General features: G+C 61.5%; 11 protein-coding genes. 10 read left to right on the forward strand and 1 reads right to left on the reverse strand.

Features of this window, described 5'->3' with window-relative positions:
• Positions 1 to 21: 21 nt before the first annotated feature.
• Entirely contained in the window at positions 22 to 1,956 is a 1,935-nt protein-coding gene (locus CI807_RS04075) for a BCCT family transporter (protein WP_256578780.1), read from the reverse strand.
• Between the two features lie 379 nt (positions 1,957 to 2,335).
• Between CI807_RS04075 and betI the strand changes: the two genes are divergently transcribed.
• From betI to yccS, 10 genes are all read left to right on the forward strand, one after another.
• Positions 2,336 to 2,929: a transcriptional regulator BetI gene (gene betI, locus CI807_RS04080; protein ID WP_016977777.1), complete on the forward strand. Its 594-nt coding sequence runs from the start codon at positions 2,336 to 2,338 to the stop codon at positions 2,927 to 2,929.
• 110 nt (positions 2,930 to 3,039) lie between these two features.
• Entirely contained in the window at positions 3,040 to 4,512 is a 1,473-nt protein-coding gene (betB, locus tag CI807_RS04085) for a betaine-aldehyde dehydrogenase (RefSeq protein ID WP_016977776.1), read from the forward strand.
• A 130-nt stretch (positions 4,513 to 4,642) separates the two neighbouring features.
• A complete protein-coding gene (gene betA, locus CI807_RS04090) occupies positions 4,643 to 6,346 on the forward strand; it encodes a choline dehydrogenase (RefSeq protein WP_095013817.1) in 1,704 nt (567 codons plus the stop codon).
• A gap of 140 nt (positions 6,347 to 6,486) precedes the next feature.
• Complete coding sequence (locus tag CI807_RS04095; RefSeq protein ID WP_095013818.1) at positions 6,487 to 7,929, forward strand: TldD/PmbA family protein; 1,443 nt, start codon at positions 6,487 to 6,489, stop codon at positions 7,927 to 7,929.
• Positions 7,929 to 9,245 carry a TldD/PmbA family protein gene (locus CI807_RS04100; RefSeq protein WP_095013819.1) on the forward strand — a complete coding sequence of 439 codons (1,317 nt, stop codon included), beginning with the start codon at positions 7,929 to 7,931 and terminating at the stop codon, positions 9,243 to 9,245. Before CI807_RS04095 ends, CI807_RS04100 begins: the two co-directional genes overlap by 1 nt.
• A gap of 163 nt (positions 9,246 to 9,408) precedes the next feature.
• Positions 9,409 to 10,257 carry an alpha/beta fold hydrolase gene (locus CI807_RS04105; protein WP_095013820.1) on the forward strand — a complete coding sequence of 283 codons (849 nt, stop codon included), beginning with the start codon at positions 9,409 to 9,411 and terminating at the stop codon, positions 10,255 to 10,257.
• 37 nt (positions 10,258 to 10,294) lie between these two features.
• Positions 10,295 to 11,722: a multidrug transporter subunit MdtD gene (gene mdtD, locus CI807_RS04110; protein ID WP_016977771.1), complete on the forward strand. Its 1,428-nt coding sequence runs from the start codon at positions 10,295 to 10,297 to the stop codon at positions 11,720 to 11,722.
• 198 nt (positions 11,723 to 11,920) lie between these two features.
• Complete coding sequence (dbpA, locus tag CI807_RS04115; protein WP_232289440.1) at positions 11,921 to 13,258, forward strand: ATP-dependent RNA helicase DbpA; 1,338 nt, start codon at positions 11,921 to 11,923, stop codon at positions 13,256 to 13,258.
• Positions 13,259 to 13,410: 152 nt separating this feature from the next.
• On the forward strand, positions 13,411 to 14,589 hold the full coding sequence (locus tag CI807_RS04120) for an NAD(P)/FAD-dependent oxidoreductase (protein ID WP_095017497.1): 1,179 nt from the start codon (positions 13,411 to 13,413) through the stop codon (positions 14,587 to 14,589).
• A 105-nt stretch (positions 14,590 to 14,694) separates the two neighbouring features.
• Positions 14,695 to 16,869, forward strand: coding sequence for a YccS family putative transporter (gene yccS / locus CI807_RS04125; protein ID WP_095013821.1), 2,175 nt, complete (start codon positions 14,695 to 14,697; stop codon positions 16,867 to 16,869).
• Positions 16,870 to 16,942 lie beyond the last annotated feature (73 nt).

Consider the following 16,942-nt stretch of genomic DNA (forward strand, 5'->3'; position numbering starts at 1 on the left):
TTACAGGTGGATGATCAACCTTCAGCTATAGACACGGCCAAGGAGCTGCCGATGGCTTTCAAACTGATCGAGCACGTCCCGGGTGATCTGTTCCTGGGCGAAGCCCATCAGGTCGTATTCCTGAGGTCCGTTGTGCAGGTAGACCTCGGCGCGGTAGTAACGCGTGCGCTCTTCCTCGGGCAGGTCGCTCGGTGCCGACGAGTAAGCATCCAGGCTCACTTCGTAGACAAACGGGTTGCCCTCTTCCATCTCGATGCGCACACCGATGCAGCGCTTGGATTTACCCAGCAGTGTCTGCACCTCCAGCCCCTGTTCACGCAACGCCGTCGCCGCTTCCTCCAGCGCTGGCGTGACGTGCTTGTCCATAAAGCGTTGCACGGTGCCTTGGCTCGGCTGCAGGTCCAGCGCGGTCAAACGCTCGCTGAAACCACGGCGGCCACGCTCGGCCAGTTGCGCCTGCTCCTGTTCGATAGCCACGTCCTGGCGCATCGCCTTGTGCAAGCCGAACATAAAGAAGATCAACACCACCGAGAACGGCAGCCCCGCCAGCACCACCATGGTCTGCATGGCTTCGAAGTTGCCGGCGAACAACAGGCCGATGGTCACCAGGGTGATCACCGCCGACCAGAAGATCCGCAGCCAGTGCGGCGCGTCTTCATCCACGTTGCCGCCTTTGCACGACAGGTTGGCCATCATCACCGCGCCGGAATCCGCCGGGGTCAGGAACAGCACGAAGCCCACGAAGATCGACACACCGATGACGACTTTCGACGCCGGGTAATGCTCAAGCAACTGGTAGATCGCCATGGACGGCTGTTCCAGTGCGGTCTTGCCCAACTCCACCGCACCGTGGTTCAGCACCAGGTCCAAGGCCGAGTTACCGAAGATCGACAACCACGCCAGGGTGAAACCCAGCGGGATCAGCAGCACGCCAGCCACCAGTTCACGCACGGTACGACCACGGGAAATACGCGCGATGAACATGCCCACGAATGGCGCCCAGGAAATCCACCAGGCCCAGTAGAACAGGGTCCACAGGCCCATCCAGCGCTCGGTCTTGTCGGCGTCGCCTTCGTACACGTAGAGGTCGAAGGTTTTCAGGATGATGCCGTTGAGGTAGTCACCGGTGTTCTGCACCAAGCCGTTGAGCAAGTGCAAGGTCGGGCCAAACAACAGCACGAAGATCAACAGGCCGCTGAACAACACGATGTTGAGGTTGGACAGGCGACGAATGCCATTCTCCACACCCGACACGGCGGCGATGGTCGCCACGGTGCTCATCACGATGATCACGATCAGCAGGTTGGTGTTGCTATGTTCCATGCCGAACAGGTTTTCCAACCCGGACGACACCTGCATCGAACCAATCCCCAGGTTCGTCACCAGGCCCAACAGGGTCACGAACATGCCGAAACCGTCCACTGCGTGGCCGGCCGCGCCTTTCACCCAACGCTCGCCCACCAGCGGGTACAACGCCGAACGCAAGGCCAGCGGCTGGTTATGGCGATACGCGAAGTACGCCACGGCCAGGCCGACCAGGGCATAGATCGCCCAGCCGTGCAGGCCCCAGTGCAGGAAGGTCAATTGCAGCGCCTGGCGTGCGGCGCCATTGCTGGCGGCGGCGCCTTCGGGCGGGTTGAAGTAGTGGTCCAGCGGCTCGGAAGCGCCGAAGTACAGCAGCGAAATGCCGATACCCGACGAGAACAACATGCCGGCCCAGGCGCCGTAGCTGAAGTCCGGGGTGTCGTCCTTGCTGCCCAGTTTCAATTTGCCGTAGGAGGAAAATGCCAAGCCGACCACAAACACCAGGTAGGCGGCGATGACCACCATGTAGTACCAGCCGAAGCTTTTCGACAGCCACGCCTGGGCGACACCGAGCATGCGCCCGGCCTCCTGCGGGGCGATGATCAGGATGGCAGTCAACAACAGAATCAACGCGGTGGAGGTGTAGAACACCCAACCGTTGACCCGCACCTTTTCCGGCGGGGTCTTTATAAGAGAGGCAGAACTCATGGCGCAGATGCTCCGGGCAGTGCGAGAGAGAAACACAAGGCAACGGTTATCCCGGGACATCGATTTTTCGGCAGTCGACGGACGGGTGTTATAAAGACACCCCTTAAATCCCTGCACCCCGTGAGCGCAGTGCCCAGGGACGTTTCAGGGGTTTAACCAGGTGCCAGATGTCGTGCCTACGTGTAGGAAATACCTGTAGGACGCGACCATTTGTCGCAGATCTTATTCTTTGTTGATTGAACGTTCAATCAAAACAAAATAGACTGGCCCTCAAGCCGACGGACGTTGATCGCCCATCGGCAGGCCTAAGGAGAGGTGCTACATGCCCAAGGTCGGTATGCAACCCATACGCCGCCAGCAGTTGATCGAAGCCACGCTGACGGCCATCGATCAGGTCGGAATGGGAGATGCCAGCATTGCGCTGATCGCCCGTTTGGCCGGCGTCTCGAACGGCATCATCAGTCACTACTTTCAGGACAAGAACGGCCTGATCGCCGCGACGATGCGGTACTTGATGAATGCGTTGATCGAGAACGTCCACGAACGCAGGCGTGCCCTGAAGGATGACAGCCCACGGGCGCACCTCCAGGTGATCATCGAAGGCAACTTCGACGCCAGCCAGGTCAACGGCCCGGCAATGAAAACCTGGCTGGCCTTCTGGGCCACCAGCATGCATCACCCGTCATTGCACAGGTTGCAGCGGATCAACGATCAACGTCTGTATTCCAACCTGTGCTGCCAGTTCCGCCGAGTGCTGCCGCTGCCGCGCGCACGCAAAGCAGCCCGAGGCCTGGCGGCCCTGATCGACGGTTTGTGGTTGCGCGGCGCCCTGTCGGGAGACGCTTTCGACACGGAGCAGGCGCAACGGATCGCTTACGAATACATGGATTTCCAATTGGCCAAGCAGGTGAGTTAGAGCACACATAACCGCTCAACCCCTGAACTGCTGTCGCTCAGTGTTGCCACACCTTTATGGCCCACTGTTCGGCGGTTAACGCCAACCACTTATGCACTTGCGAGGACTTTATGGCCCGTTTCGACCTGCAAAAACTCTACATTGACGGCGGCTACAGCGACGCTGGCAGCGATGCCACCTTCGAAGCCATCAACCCGGCTAACGGTGAAGTTCTCGCCCAAGTGCAACGCGCCACTAAAGAAGACGTTGAACGTGCCGTGGTCAGCGCCGAAAAAGGCCAGAAAATCTGGGCCGCCATGACCGCCATGGAGCGTTCGCGCATCCTGCGTCGTGCCGTCGACATCCTGCGCGAGCGCAACGATGAACTGGCCGCCCTGGAAACCCTGGACACCGGTAAATCCTTCTCCGAAACCAAGTACGTCGACATCGTCACCGGCGCTGACGTGCTGGAATACTACGCAGGCCTGGTGCCAGCCATCGAAGGCGAGCAGATCCCGCTGCGCGACACATCTTTCGTCTACACCCGCCGCGAGCCGCTGGGCGTGGTCGCCGGTATTGGCGCGTGGAACTACCCGATCCAGATCGCCCTGTGGAAATCCGCGCCAGCGCTGGCTGCCGGTAACGCGATGATCTTCAAACCGAGCGAAGTCACCTCGCTGACCACCCTGAAACTGGCCGAGATCTACACCGAAGCCGGCGTTCCGGCAGGCGTGTTCAACGTCCTGACCGGCAGCGGCCGTGAAGTCGGCACCTGGCTGACCGAGCACCCGCGCATCGAGAAAGTCTCGTTCACCGGCGGCACCGACACCGGCAAGAAAGTCATGGCCAGCGCTTCCAGCTCTTCGCTCAAAGACGTGACCATGGAGCTGGGCGGCAAGTCCCCGCTGATCATCTTCGACGACGCCGACCTCGACCGCGCCGCCGACACCGCGATGATGGCCAACTTCTACAGCTCCGGCCAGGTCTGCACCAACGGCACTCGCGTGTTCGTACCGAAGCACCTGCAAGCGGCGTTCGAAGCCAAGATCGTTGAGCGTGTCGCGCGCATTCGCGTCGGCAACCCGGAAGACGAAAACACCAACTTCGGTCCGCTGGTCAGCTTTGCCCACATGGAAAGCGTGCTGGGCTACATCGCCAAGGGCAAAGAGCAAGGCGCCCGCCTGCTGTGCGGCGGCGACCGCCTGACCGACGGCGACTTCGCCAAAGGCGCCTTCGTGGCCCCGACCGTGTTCACCGACTGCACCGACGACATGGTCATCGTGCGTGAAGAAATCTTCGGCCCAGTGATGAGCATCCTCACCTACGAAACCGAAGAAGAAGTGATCCGCCGCGCCAACGACACCGACTTCGGCCTGGCCGCAGGTCTTGTGACCAAGGACCTGAACCGAGCCCACCGCGTGATTCATCAGCTGGAAGCGGGTATCTGCTGGATCAACGCCTGGGGCGAATCCGACGCGAAGATGCCGGTCGGCGGCTACAAGCAATCCGGTGTGGGCCGTGAGAACGGCATCAGCTCGCTGAACAACTTCACCCGCATCAAATCGGTACAGGTTGAGCTGGGCGACTACGCCTCGGTGTTCTAACCGCGGCGCCGCCAATCGCCCGCAAGCGGGCTCCTACAAGGATTGCGCATGACCTGTAGGAGCCCGCTTGCCGGCGATCGAGGGCAACGCCCTCGCCTGACCTGACCACACTTCAAAGAGGGTGCATCCAATGTCCCAAGAATACGATTACATCATTGTGGGTGCCGGCTCCGCCGGTAACACCCTGGCGACACGTCTGACCGAAGACGAAGGCGTCACCGTCCTGCTGCTGGAAGCCGGCGGCCCCGACTACCGCTTTGACTTCCGCACACAAATGCCTGCGGCACTGGCCTTCCCACTGCAAGGCCGCCGCTACAACTGGGCCTACGAGACCGATCCAGAGCCACACATGGACGGCCGTCGTATGGAGTGCGGTCGCGGCAAGGGCCTCGGCGGCTCTTCGCTGATCAACGGCATGTGCTACATCCGTGGCAACGCCATGGATTACGACAACTGGGCGAAATTGCCAGGCCTGGAAAACTGGACCTACCTCGACTGCCTACCCTATTTCCGCAAGGCCGAAACCCGCGACATCGGCCCGAACGATTGGCACGGCGGCGATGGCCCGGTCAGCGTGACCACGCCGAAAGCCGGCAACAACCCACTGTTCCACGCCATGGTTGAAGCCGGCGTGCAGGCCGGTTACCCGCGTACCGTTGACTTGAACGGCTACCAGCAAGAAGGCTTCGGCCCGATGGACCGTACCGTCACGCCTAAAGGCCGCCGTGCCAGCACCGCGCGCGGTTACCTGGACACCGCCAAGAAGCGTTCGACGCTGACCATTGTCACCCACGCCCTGACCGACAAAGTGTTGTTCGAAGGCAAGCGTGCCGTGGGCGTGCGTTACCTGATCGGCGCCGCCGAAGAGCGCGTTGAAGCTCGCGCCCGTAAAGAAGTGCTGGTGTGCAGCGGCGCAATCGCGTCGCCGCAATTGCTGCAACGCTCCGGTGTTGGCCCGGCCAAACTGCTGGAAAGCCTCGACATCCCGGTGGTCCACGACCTGCCAGGCGTCGGCGAAAACCTGCAGGACCACCTTGAGCTGTACCTGCAATACGCGTGCACTCAGCCCGTTTCGCTGTACCCGTCGCTGCTCTGGTACAACCAGCCGGCCATCGGCGCCGAATGGCTGTTCAACGGCACCGGTATCGGCGCCAGCAACCAGTTCGAAGCGGGCGGTTTCATCCGTACCCGTGAAGAATTCGAATGGCCGAACATCCAGTACCACTTCCTGCCGGTGGCGATTAACTACAACGGCAGCAACGGTGTGAAAGAGCACGGTTTCCAGGCGCACATGGGTTCCATGCGTTCGCCGAGCCGTGGTCGCATCCAGCTGAAGTCGAAGAATCCACGGGACTACCCGAGCATCCTCTTCAACTACATGGCCACCGAACAGGACTGGCAAGAATTCCGCGACGGCATCCGCCTGACCCGTGAAATCATGCAGCAGCCGGCACTGGACCAGTACCGTGGCCGCGAGATCAGCCCGGGCATCGACGTGCAAACCGATGAGCAACTGGACACGTTCATCCGCGAACACGCCGAGACTGCGTTCCACCCGTCCTGCTCGTGCAAGATGGGCACCGATGAGATGGCCGTGGTGGACGGCGAAGGCCGCGTGCATGGCATGCAGGGTCTGCGTGTGGTCGATGCGTCGATCATGCCGATCATCACCACCGGCAACCTGAACGCGCCGACGATCATGATCGCCGAGAAAATCGCCGACAAGATCCGTGGCCGCCAGCCGCTGCCACGCAGCACCGCCGACTACTACGTAGCAGGCGATGCGCCAGTGCGTGGCAAGCCGATGCGTGAAGTGGGGCCTTCGGCGCAATAACCCCGCGCATGGGCCTGTAGGAGCGAGCTTGCTCGCGAAGATCCCGAGAACGCCGTGTTAAATCAGACACGCTGCGTTATCGTTAACCTTCTTCGCGAGCAAGCTCGCTCCTACATTTTTAAATGCGAGGGCCTAGCCCTATGTTTGAACAACATGCCACGCTGAAAAAACACTTCGCAGCCCTGCGCACCTGCGCCGAATTCTTCTCCCTGCGCTACGTACGCGAATCCGGCCAATACCTGGCCGTACGCAAAAACGTCGCCGAACCACCCCACCTGAACCACGACGAAGGCGCCATGCTCACCGTGCGTCTCAACGGTGTGGAAGCCTACGCCGCAACCAACGACATTTCCCTGCCCGGCCTGCAAGCCGCCCTTGAGCGTGCCGAACAGCAAGCCCGGTTGATCAAGCCCCACGCCCTGCTCGACCTGCGCGACCAGCATGTCTCCAGCGATGTGGCGGACTACCTGTCCCCCGAGCTCAACCAGCCCTTCCCGTCCTTGAGCGACTGCTACCAACTGCTGGGCGACGAATCCGCCGCTGTGCCCAAGGACGAGCGCCTGGTGAGTTGGGAAGTCAGTCTCGGCCTGACCCACGTCGAGCAGATCTACCTCAACAACGCCGGCGCTGAGCTGCGCCAGGCCCAGCGCTTCGTGTTCCCCGGCGTCAACGTGACCGCTTACGACGGCAACGACAGCCAGAGCCGCACCCTCGGCGGCAGCAACTTCGGTCAGCAAGGCGGCTTTGATGTGATCAGCCGCTTCGGCCTAGTCGGTGCCGCGCCACGCATTGCCGACGAAGCCCTGCAACTGCTGCTCGCGCCCAACACGCCCAACGGCCCGCGCGACCTGTTGCTGATGCCTGACCAGATGATCCTGCAGATCCACGAATCCATCGGCCACCCGTTGGAGCTGGATCGCATCCTGGGTGACGAGCGCAATTACGCCGGCACCAGTTTTGTGAAGGCCAGCGACTTCGGCCATCTGCACTATGGCTCCAAGTTGCTCAACGTGACGTTCGACCCGGACATCCCCGAGCAACTCGCCAGCTACAGCCATGACGACGACGGCACGCCCGCCAGCAAGCAGTTCCTGATCCGCGAAGGGCTGCTGCTCAAGCCGCTGGGCGGTGCGCTGTCGCAATTCCGTTCGGGTATGAGTGGCGTGGCCAATAGCCGGGCCAGCAGTTGGAACCGTGCGCCCATCGACCGCATGGCCAACCTGAACATTGAGGCGGGCGACAAGAGCCTGGCGCAACTGATCGGCGGTATCGAAAACGGTGTGCTGATGTCGACCAACCGTTCATGGTCCATCGACGATGCGCGCAACAAATTCCAGTTCGGCTGCGAATGGGGTCAATTGATCGAGAACGGCGAGTTGAAAGGTGTGGTGAAGAACCCCAACTACCGCGCCATTTCTGCCAACTTCTGGCGCAACCTCAGCGCGGTCGGTGACGCCAGCACCTTCAAGGTCCTGGGCACGCCGAACTGCGGCAAAGGCGAACCCAATCAGGTGATCCGCGTCGGCCATGCGTCGCCGGCCTGCGTATTCAGTGATGTCGACGTATTTGGGGGAGACGCCTGATGAACAACTTCAAGGCATTGGTGGACTGGCTCAAGCACGCCATCACCGACAGCGAACAATTCCACCTGGGCTATGCGGATGAAGCGTCCGAATTCGTGCGTTTCAATCACGCCAAGGTGCGCCAGGCCGGCCAGGTGCAACAGGCCAGTCTCAACCTGAAACTGATCAACGACGGCCGCCACGCCGACCTCGGCATCACCCTGGCCGGCGAGCCCGAACTGGACCGCCAACGCTTGGCCGACGGCCTGCAACAGTTGCGCGAAACCCTGCCGCTGCTGCCACAAGACCCGTACCTGCTGCTGAACCACAACGCCTGGCAAAGCAGCAACGAACAAACCCGCCCGCTGCCGGAACTGGCCCAGGTACTGGAAGACATCAGCCAGGCCGCCCACGGCGTGGACCTGGTCGGCTTTTATGCGGCCGGCCCCATCAGCCGGGGCTTTGCCAGTTCGTCGGGCGCCTTCGGCTGGCACCAGGCCAATAGTTTCAACTTCGATTTCAGCCTGTTTCACGCCAATGGCGAAGCGGTGAAAGCCAGCTACGCCGGGCACACCTGGGACAGCGCCGAGTTTGCCGCGCGCTTCCAGCAGGCCCGCGAGCAGCTTGAGTTCCTCGGCCGGCCACTGCACAAGCTAGCCCCTGGGCAATACCGCGCCTACCTCGCCCCGGCGGCGATTGAAGAGATCATCAGCATCATCACCTGGGGCGGGTTTTCCGCCCAGGCCATCGCCAGCAAGGGCAGTTCGCTGCAAAAGCTGTACGCCGGTGAACAGTCCCTGAGCCCACTGGTGACGGTAGCGGAACAGATCAGTGGCTCCCTGAGCCAGGCGTTTTCCACCGAAGGTTACCCGCGCGGCGACGTCACGCTGATCAAGGCGGGGAAAGCCGACGGCCAATTGATCAACTCGCGCAGCGCAGCCGAATACGGCTTGAGCACCAACGGCGCAAGCAGCGACGAATCGCCCAGTGCCTTGCAGATGGCCGCCGGCAGCCTGGCCCAGGCCGATATCCTCAAGCAATTGGGCACCGGGTTGTACATCAGCAACCTGTGGTACCTGAACTATTCGGACCTGCCGGCGGCCCGCCTGACCGGCATGACACGCTTTGCCACCTTCTGGGTGGAAGACGGCGAGATCAAGGCGCCGGTTAGCACCATGCGTTTTGATGACAGCGTCTACCACCTGCTCGGTTCGCAGCTCGAAGCCCTGACCGCCGATCGGGAACTGCTGCTGTCGGCCAGCACCTACAGCCAGCGCAACACCGCCTCCAACCTGTTGCCGGGAGCGTTGGTAAAACGCCTGACGCTTACTCTGTAAGCGTCTTACGCCTGTAGGCAGAGGCATTCCTACAGGCGTTTCTCCTCCACCGTAGGACACCTTCCTTTCCTCCAGAATCCTCGTTATAAGGGTTAATGGCATCCCGCCACCCCCACCCACGAGAGCACGACCTTGCCCGGGAAGGGCAAGCTGGAGCGTTGACATGAACCATGGAAGTTTTGTCATTGAAAAGCTGTTCAAGCACTACAACGTTCATGTTGAGCAGCTAGGAAACGATTCTGGAAAAAAGACCGTCTTGATGGTCAACGGCGCGCTGTCCACCACGCGCTCCTTCGCCCGCACCAGCAAATGCCTGGCCGAGCATTTCAATGTGGTGCTGTTCGATCTGCCGTTCTCCGGCTACTCCCGCGAACACAACACTGAGCTGGACCTGGTGACCAAGGACGACGAAGTGCAGATGCTGCGCGCCCTGGTCGAGCGCTTTCAGGTCAACCACCTGGTGTCGGCCTCCTGGGGCGGCATCTCGACGTTGCTGACCCTGGCGCACAACCCACCCTCCATCGAAAGCTCAGTGGTGATGGCCCTCGCGCCCAACCTCAACCAAGCCATGCTCGATTATGTGGAACGCGTACGTGTATTGATCGAGGCCGACGACAAGTCCGCCGTCGGCCACTTGCTCAATGAAACCGTGGGCAAATACCTGTCACCCCGGCTCAAGCGCAACAACCACCGGCACCTGTCGACCATGGCCACCACCGAATACCGCCAGGCGCGTTTTCATATCCACCAAGTGTTGGCCTTGGGCGATGGCAACTACCTGCCGGCACTGCGTCAGATCGAAACGCCGGTGCACTTCCTCAACGGTGCCCTCGACGAATACACCCCCGCCGCCGAGGCCCAGTTGTTCAAGCAATACGTGGGGCGCAGCAGTTTCGCTGTGGCCGAACATACTGGCCACTTGCTCGACCTTGAATCCAACGAAGCCGCCGTGGCGGTGCACCGTGAACTGCTGGATTTCCTGGTGGGAAAACGCGCGACGAATGGCGCATAATCGCCAACACATAGCCTGCTAACCAAAAAGGGTTTCCATGCCGAACCGCGTCCCGCTCGATGCCAAGACCGCCCGCTGGCTCCCCTGGGTGGTCGCGATTGCCTTCTTCATGCAGTCGCTCGACGGGACGATCCTCAACACGGCATTACCGGCGATGGCCCGGGACCTCGCGGAAAACCCGCTGCGCATGCAAGGGGTGGTGATCGCCTACATGCTCACCGTCGCCTTGCTGATCCCGGCGTCGGGCTGGATCGCCGACCGCTTCGGCACCAAGAAAATCTTCTTCGGCGCAATCATGCTGTTCAGCATTGGCTCGCTGCTGTGCGCGCTGTCCAGCAGCTTGACCATGCTAGTGGGCGCTCGGGTGATCCAAGGCCTGGGCGGTGCGCTGATGCTGCCCGTGGGCCGGCTGGTGGTGCTGCGCGCTTACCCGCGCTCCGAACTGGTGCGCATCATGGGCTTCATCACCATTCCCGGTTTGCTCGGCCCGTTGCTCGGCCCGACCATGGGCGGCTGGATGGTGCAATACCTGACATGGCACTGGATCTTCCTGATCAACCTGCCGGTGGGCATGATCGGCTGCTACGCCGTGTGGAAATTCATCCCCGACTTGCGTGGCAGTGAACGCACGCGCTTCGACGGGATCGGCTTCCTGCTGTTTGGCGCCGCGATGGTGCTGATCACCATCGCCATGGAAGGCCTGGGCGAACTGCACTTGCCGCACTTGCGCGTGATGTTGCTGCTGTTCGGCGGCCTCGCGTGTCTGGCAGCCTATTGGCTGCGCGCCGGGCATATCGATAATCCGCTGTTCTCGCCGGTGCTGTTCAAGACCCGCACCTTTGCCGTGGGCATCCTCGGCAATCTATTTGCGCGGTTGGGCAGCGGCGCCCTGCCGTTCCTGGTGCCGTTGCTGTTACAGGTGGCGCTGGGGTATTCACCGTCGGAAGCCGGCATGAGCATGTTGCCCCTGGCGGCGGCGGCGATGTTTGCCAAGTCCGTGGCACGCCCGCTGATCGAACGCCTGGGTTACCGCATCGTGCTGACCGGCAACACCCTGGCCCTGGGCATCATGCTGGCGAGCATGGGATTGGTCACGGAACACACGCCCTACCCGCTGCTACTGGGGATGCTGGCGGTGCTCGGGGCGATCAACTCGCTGCAATTCACCGCGATGAATACTGTCACCCTGATTGACCTCGATGACGCCCAGGCCAGCAGCGGCAACAGTTTGCTGTCGGTGGTGGCTCAATTGTCGTTGAGCCTCGGGGTTGCGTGTGCCGGCGCGCTGCTCGGCGGATTTACCGCCGAAACCGGCAATGACGGCGTGAGCACAGTACTCGGCGCGTTCCAACTGACCTTCCTCACGGTAGGCATCATGGCGATGCTGGCGGCGGCGATCTTCCTGCAACTGTCGCCAAAAGACGGCAAACGCGCAGCCAGCCCCGAGCAGCATATTGAGCATTGAGGCAGCGGCAAGCTTCAAGCCTTAAGCTTCAAGCTTGCCGCTTGCAGCTCATAACTTGCCGCTGGCCCCCTACGCCTCGTCGAGAACATACAAATAAACCCGAGGGGGCCTGTTACACTGCGCGACATTTTGTTTTGCAGAGCCAGTCCCGTGACTACCATCGCCACCGCTTTTAATACTTTGCCCCTGTCCGCCGCCATGCTGGCTAACCTCGACTCGCTGGGTTATGTCGAGATGACGCAGATCCAGGCGCAAAGCTTGCCGGTGATCCTCAAGGGGCTGGACCTGATTGCCCAGGCCAAGACCGGCAGCGGCAAGACCGCCGCCTTCGGCATCGGCCTGTTGAACCCGATCAACCCGCGTTACTTCGGCTGCCAGGCGCTAGTGATGTGCCCGACCCGTGAGCTGGCCGACCAGGTCGCCAAGGAAATCCGCCGCCTGGCCCGTGCCGAAGACAACATCAAGGTACTGACCCTGTGCGGCGGCGTGTCCCTTGGCCCGCAGATCGCTTCCCTGGAACACGGCGCCCACGTCATCGTCGGCACGCCGGGCCGCATCCAGCAGCACTTGCGCAAGGGCTCGCTGGTCCTCGACGGCCTGAACACGCTGATCCTCGACGAAGCCGACCGCATGCTCGACATGGGCTTCTACGACGCCATCGAAGACATCATCAGCAAAACCCCGCCACGCCGACAGACCCTGCTGTTCTCGGCCACTTACCCGGTGAGCATCAAGCAGCTTGCTTCCAAATTCATGCGTGCGCCGCAGCAAGTGAAGGCCGAAGCGTTCCACTCCGATGACCAGATCGAGCAGCGTTTCTATGAGATCTCGCCGGAAGAGCGCATGGACGCGGTGACCAAGGTGTTGGCGCACTTCCGCCCAGCGTCTTGCGTAGCGTTCTGCTTCACCAAGCAGCAAGTGCAGGAAACCGTGGATCACCTGACGGCCAAGGGCATTTCCGCCGTCGGCCTGCATGGCGACCTGGAACAGCGCGACCGTGACCAGGTACTGGCAATGTTCGCCAACCGCAGTACCTCAGTGTTGGTCGCTACCGACGTGGCTGCCCGTGGCTTGGACATTGATTCGCTGGACATGGTGATCAACGTTGAACTGGCCCGCGACTCGGAAATCCACATCCACCGCGTCGGCCGTACCGGCCGTGCCGGTGAGACCGGCATTGCGATCAGCCTGGTGGCGCCGTCCGAGGCGCACCGCGCCCAGGCCATCGAGCAACTGCAGAAGTCGCCGCTGAACTGGGACCAACTGGACAACCTCAAGCCGCAAAGCGGTGGTCCGTTGCTGCCGCAGATGAGCACCTTGTGCATCGCTGCAGGCCGTAAAGACAAGGTTCGCCCAGGCGACATCCTCGGTGCACTGACCGGTGAAGCCGGCATCCCGGGAGCCCAGGTCGGCAAGATCGCGATCTTTGACTTCCAGGCTTTCGTGGCCGTGGAGCGCGGGATCGCCAAGCAGGCGTTGCAGCGTTTGAACGACGGCAAGATCAAAGGCCGTTCGTTGCGCGTGCGGATCCTGTAAGAACACCACCGCCCCCCCTGTAGGAGCGAGCTTGCTCGCGAAAAACCTAAGCGCGCCGCGTTTAACCAGACAACACGCGTTTTCGTTGACGTTTTTCGCGAGCAAGCTCGCTCCTACAGTGATCGTATCGATTCATGTATGAGGACACCGTTTTGCGCTCGACCGAAGTTGTGATCATTGGCGCCGGCGCCGCAGGCTTGATGTGCGCACTGACCGCCGCCGGACGTGGCCGCAAGGTGATGTTGATCGACCACGCGAACAAGGCCGGCAAGAAGATCCTGATGTCGGGTGGTGGCCGCTGCAACTTCACCAATATGTATACCGAGCCGGCCAACTTCCTCTCGCACAACGCGCATTTCTGCAAATCCGCCCTGGCCCGCTACACCCAGTGGGACTTTATCGGGCTGGTGGCCAAGCACGGCGTGCCGTACCACGAGAAAAAGCTCGGCCAGCTGTTCTGCGATAACAAGTCCAGCGACATCCTCGGCATGCTGCTGGACGAGTGCATCCAGGTCGGCGTAAGCCTGCACCTGGACACCTCGATCCAGGAAATCGCCAAGCTCGACAGCGGCTACCAGTTGCAGACCACCCTGGGTGAGCTGCGCAGTGAATCCCTGGTGATCGCCACCGGCGGCCTGTCGATTCCCACCCTGGGCGCCACAGGCTTTGGTTATCAGGTGGCCAAGCAATTTGGCCACGAACTGCTGCCGACGCGCGCCGGGCTGGTACCGTTCACCATCACCGATCAGCTCAAGGACTTGTGCGGCGAGTTGTCGGGCACGTCGGTGGATTGCCTGGTGAGCTGTAACGGCCAGAGCTTTCGCGAAAACATCCTGTTCACCCACCGCGGCCTGAGTGGGCCGGCGATCCTGCAGATTTCTTCGTATTGGGAATCCGGCGACACGGTGGAAATCAACCTGCTGCCCGACCATGACGCCCACACCTGGCTGCAACAGCAACAGGTCGAGCGTCCCAACAGTGAGCTGAAAACCCTGCTGGGCGAGATCTTCACCAAGAAGATGGCCAACCTGCTGGCGGACACCTGGTTTGCGTCCAAGCCGATGAAGCAGTACACCCACGCCGAAATTGCCGACATCGCGCAAAAACTCGGCAACTGGCAATTGGTGCCGGCAGGTACCGAGGGTTATCGCACGGCCGAAGTGACCCTGGGCGGTGTGGACACACGGGAAGTGTCGTCCAAGACCATGGAATCCCTGAAAAGCCCCGGACTGTACTTTATCGGTGAAGTGCTGGATGTGACCGGTCACCTGGGTGGCTTCAACTTCCAGTGGGCCTGGGCTTCGGGTTACGCGGCGGCGCAGTACGCCTGATCGGCGCAGTGGAATAAATTTTGCTGTTGGATGTGATCGCCACGCTTGCCGTGGCGTCCTTGATAGCTCAATTTAGCGGCATCGTCCCGGAAGACTCCAGACTTCATGTCATCGACCTCGTTCAAGCAGTCCATGCGGCGCCTGTGGGCGCTGGATAAATTCAGTTACAGCATCCGAGTGTTCATCGCCCTCACCGGCAGCATGGCGCTGTGCTGGTATCAGGATGAGATGACGCTGCTGATCCCGTTGTTCCTGGGGATTATCGCCAGCGCCCTGGCCGAGACCGATGACAGTTGGCAAGGCCGTCTCAATGCCCTGGCGGTGACGCTGGTGTGTTTCAGCATCGCCGCGCTGTCGGTGGAGCTGCTGTTCCCTTATCCCTGGATCTTCGCGATCTCCCTGGCCCTGGCCACCTTCTGCCTGACCATGCTCGGCGCCTTGGGCGAACGTTATGGCGCGATTGCCTCCGCGACGCTGATCCTCTCGGTGTACACCATGATCGGCGTGGACCAGCGCGGTGGCGCGGTCTCGGATTTCTGGCATGAGCCGTTGCTGCTGGTGGCCGGTGCCGCATGGTACGGCGCGCTGTCGGTGCTGTGGCAAGCGTTGTTTTCCAACCAGCCGGTGCAGCAAAGCCTGGCGCGGTTGTTTCGCGAACTGGGGCGCTACCTCAAGCTCAAGTCGTCGTTGTTCGAACCAATTCGCCAACTGGATGTGGAAGCGCGTCGCCTGGAACTGGCCCAGCAAAATGGGCGAGTCGTTGCCGCGCTAAATGCGGCGAAGGAAATCATCCTGCACCGCGTGGGCAATGGCCGCCCTGGCTCAAAAGTCAGCCGCTACCTCAAGCTGTACTTCCTCGCCCAAGACATCCACGAACGCGCCAGCTCGTCCCACTACCCTTACAACGCTCTGGCCGAAGCCTTCTTCCACAGTGACGTGCTGTTCCGCTGCCAACGCCTGCTGCGCCAGCAGGGCAAGGCCTGTCAGGCCCTGGCCGAGTCGATCCAGCTGCGCCAGCCGTTCATCTATGACGACAGCTTCGCCGAGGCCTTGGGCGATTTGAACGCCTCCCTGGAACACCTGCGCATCCAGAGCAACCCGGCCTGGCGCGGCCTGCTGCGCTCGTTGCGCGCGCTGGCGGCCAACTTGTCCACCCTGGATCGCCTGCTGGGCGACGCCAGCAACCCCGACAGCCTGGCGGACGCCACCGACAGCAACCTGCTGGACCGCGCCCCGCGCAACCTCAAGGAAATGTGGACGCGCCTGCGCACGCAGATGACGCCCACCTCCTTGCTGTTCCGCCATGCCCTGCGCCTGTCCCTGGCGCTGACCGTGGGCTACGGCATGTTGCATGCGATTCACGCCTCCCAAGGCTACTGGATCATCCTGACCACGCTGTTCGTGTGCCAGCCGAATTACGGCGCCACACGGCGCAAGCTCGGCCAGCGAATCATCGGCACCGCCATCGGCCTAACCGTGGCCTGGGCGCTGTTCGATCTGTTCCCGAGCCCGCTGGTGCAGTCGATGTTCGCCATCGCCGCTGGCCTGGTGTTCTTTATCAACCGCACCACCCGCTACACCCTGGCCACCGCCGCCATCACCTTGATGGTGCTGTTCTGCTTCAACCAGGTGGGTGACGGCTACGGGCTGTTCCTGCCGCGTCTGTTCGATACCTTGCTCGGCAGCTTGATTGCTGGCCTGGCGGTATTCCTGTTCCTGCCGGACTGGCAGGGCCGGCGCCTGAACAAAGTGCTGGCCAACACCCTGACCTGCAACAGCATCTATTTGCGCCAGATCATGCAGCAGTACGCCGCCGGCAAAAGCGACGATCTGGCCTACCGCTTGGCGCGACGCAATGCACACAACGCCGATGCGGCGCTGTCGACCACCCTGGCGAACATGTTGATGGAGCCTGGGCACTTCCGTAAGGAGGCGGATGTGGGCTTCCGCTTCCTGGTGCTGTCGCACACGTTGCTCAGCTATTTGTCGGGGCTGGGCGCGCACCGCGAAACCCAGTTGCCAGCGGAGGTGCGCGAGCATCTGATCGATGGCGCCGGGAATACCTTGGCGGCGAGTATTGATGAAATCGCCACGGGGCTTGCGAACAAGCAGCCGATTGCGATTCAGAGCGATGCAGAGGAAGCGTTGGCGGCGGATCTTGAGCAAATGCCGGATGAGATTGATGAAGGGCAGCGGTTGGTGCAGACGCAACTGGCTTTGATTTGTCGGCAGTTGGGGCCGTTGCGCACGTTGGCGGCGCACCTGATCAAAGAAGTGTAGGAGCGAGCTTGCTCGCGAAGATCGTCAACGATGACGCAGCGCATCTGGTTTTACGCGGTGCTGTCGGGTTTTT

Origin of the sequence: Pseudomonas sp. NS1(2017) (assembly GCF_002269425.1) — a bacterium.
GTDB lineage: Bacteria > Pseudomonadota > Gammaproteobacteria > Pseudomonadales > Pseudomonadaceae > Aquipseudomonas > Aquipseudomonas reactans.

Bases quoted from the DNA above. Each gene is read 5' to 3' on its own strand.
- betB (WP_016977776.1), top strand. From the start codon at position 3,040: ATGGCCCGTTTCGACCTGCAAAAACTCTACATTGACGGCGGCTACAGC.
- betI (WP_016977777.1), top strand. From the start codon at position 2,336: ATGCCCAAGGTCGGTATGCAACCCATACGCCGCCAGCAGTTGATCGAA.
- mdtD (WP_016977771.1), top strand. From the start codon at position 10,295: ATGCCGAACCGCGTCCCGCTCGATGCCAAGACCGCCCGCTGGCTCCCC.
- CI807_RS04095 (WP_095013818.1), top strand. From the start codon at position 6,487: ATGTTTGAACAACATGCCACGCTGAAAAAACACTTCGCAGCCCTGCGC.
- dbpA (WP_232289440.1), top strand. From the start codon at position 11,921: ATGCTGGCTAACCTCGACTCGCTGGGTTATGTCGAGATGACGCAGATC.
- CI807_RS04100 (WP_095013819.1), top strand. From the start codon at position 7,929: ATGAACAACTTCAAGGCATTGGTGGACTGGCTCAAGCACGCCATCACC.
- betA (WP_095013817.1), top strand. From the start codon at position 4,643: ATGTCCCAAGAATACGATTACATCATTGTGGGTGCCGGCTCCGCCGGT.
- CI807_RS04105 (WP_095013820.1), top strand. From the start codon at position 9,409: ATGAACCATGGAAGTTTTGTCATTGAAAAGCTGTTCAAGCACTACAAC.
- yccS (WP_095013821.1), top strand. From the start codon at position 14,695: ATGTCATCGACCTCGTTCAAGCAGTCCATGCGGCGCCTGTGGGCGCTG.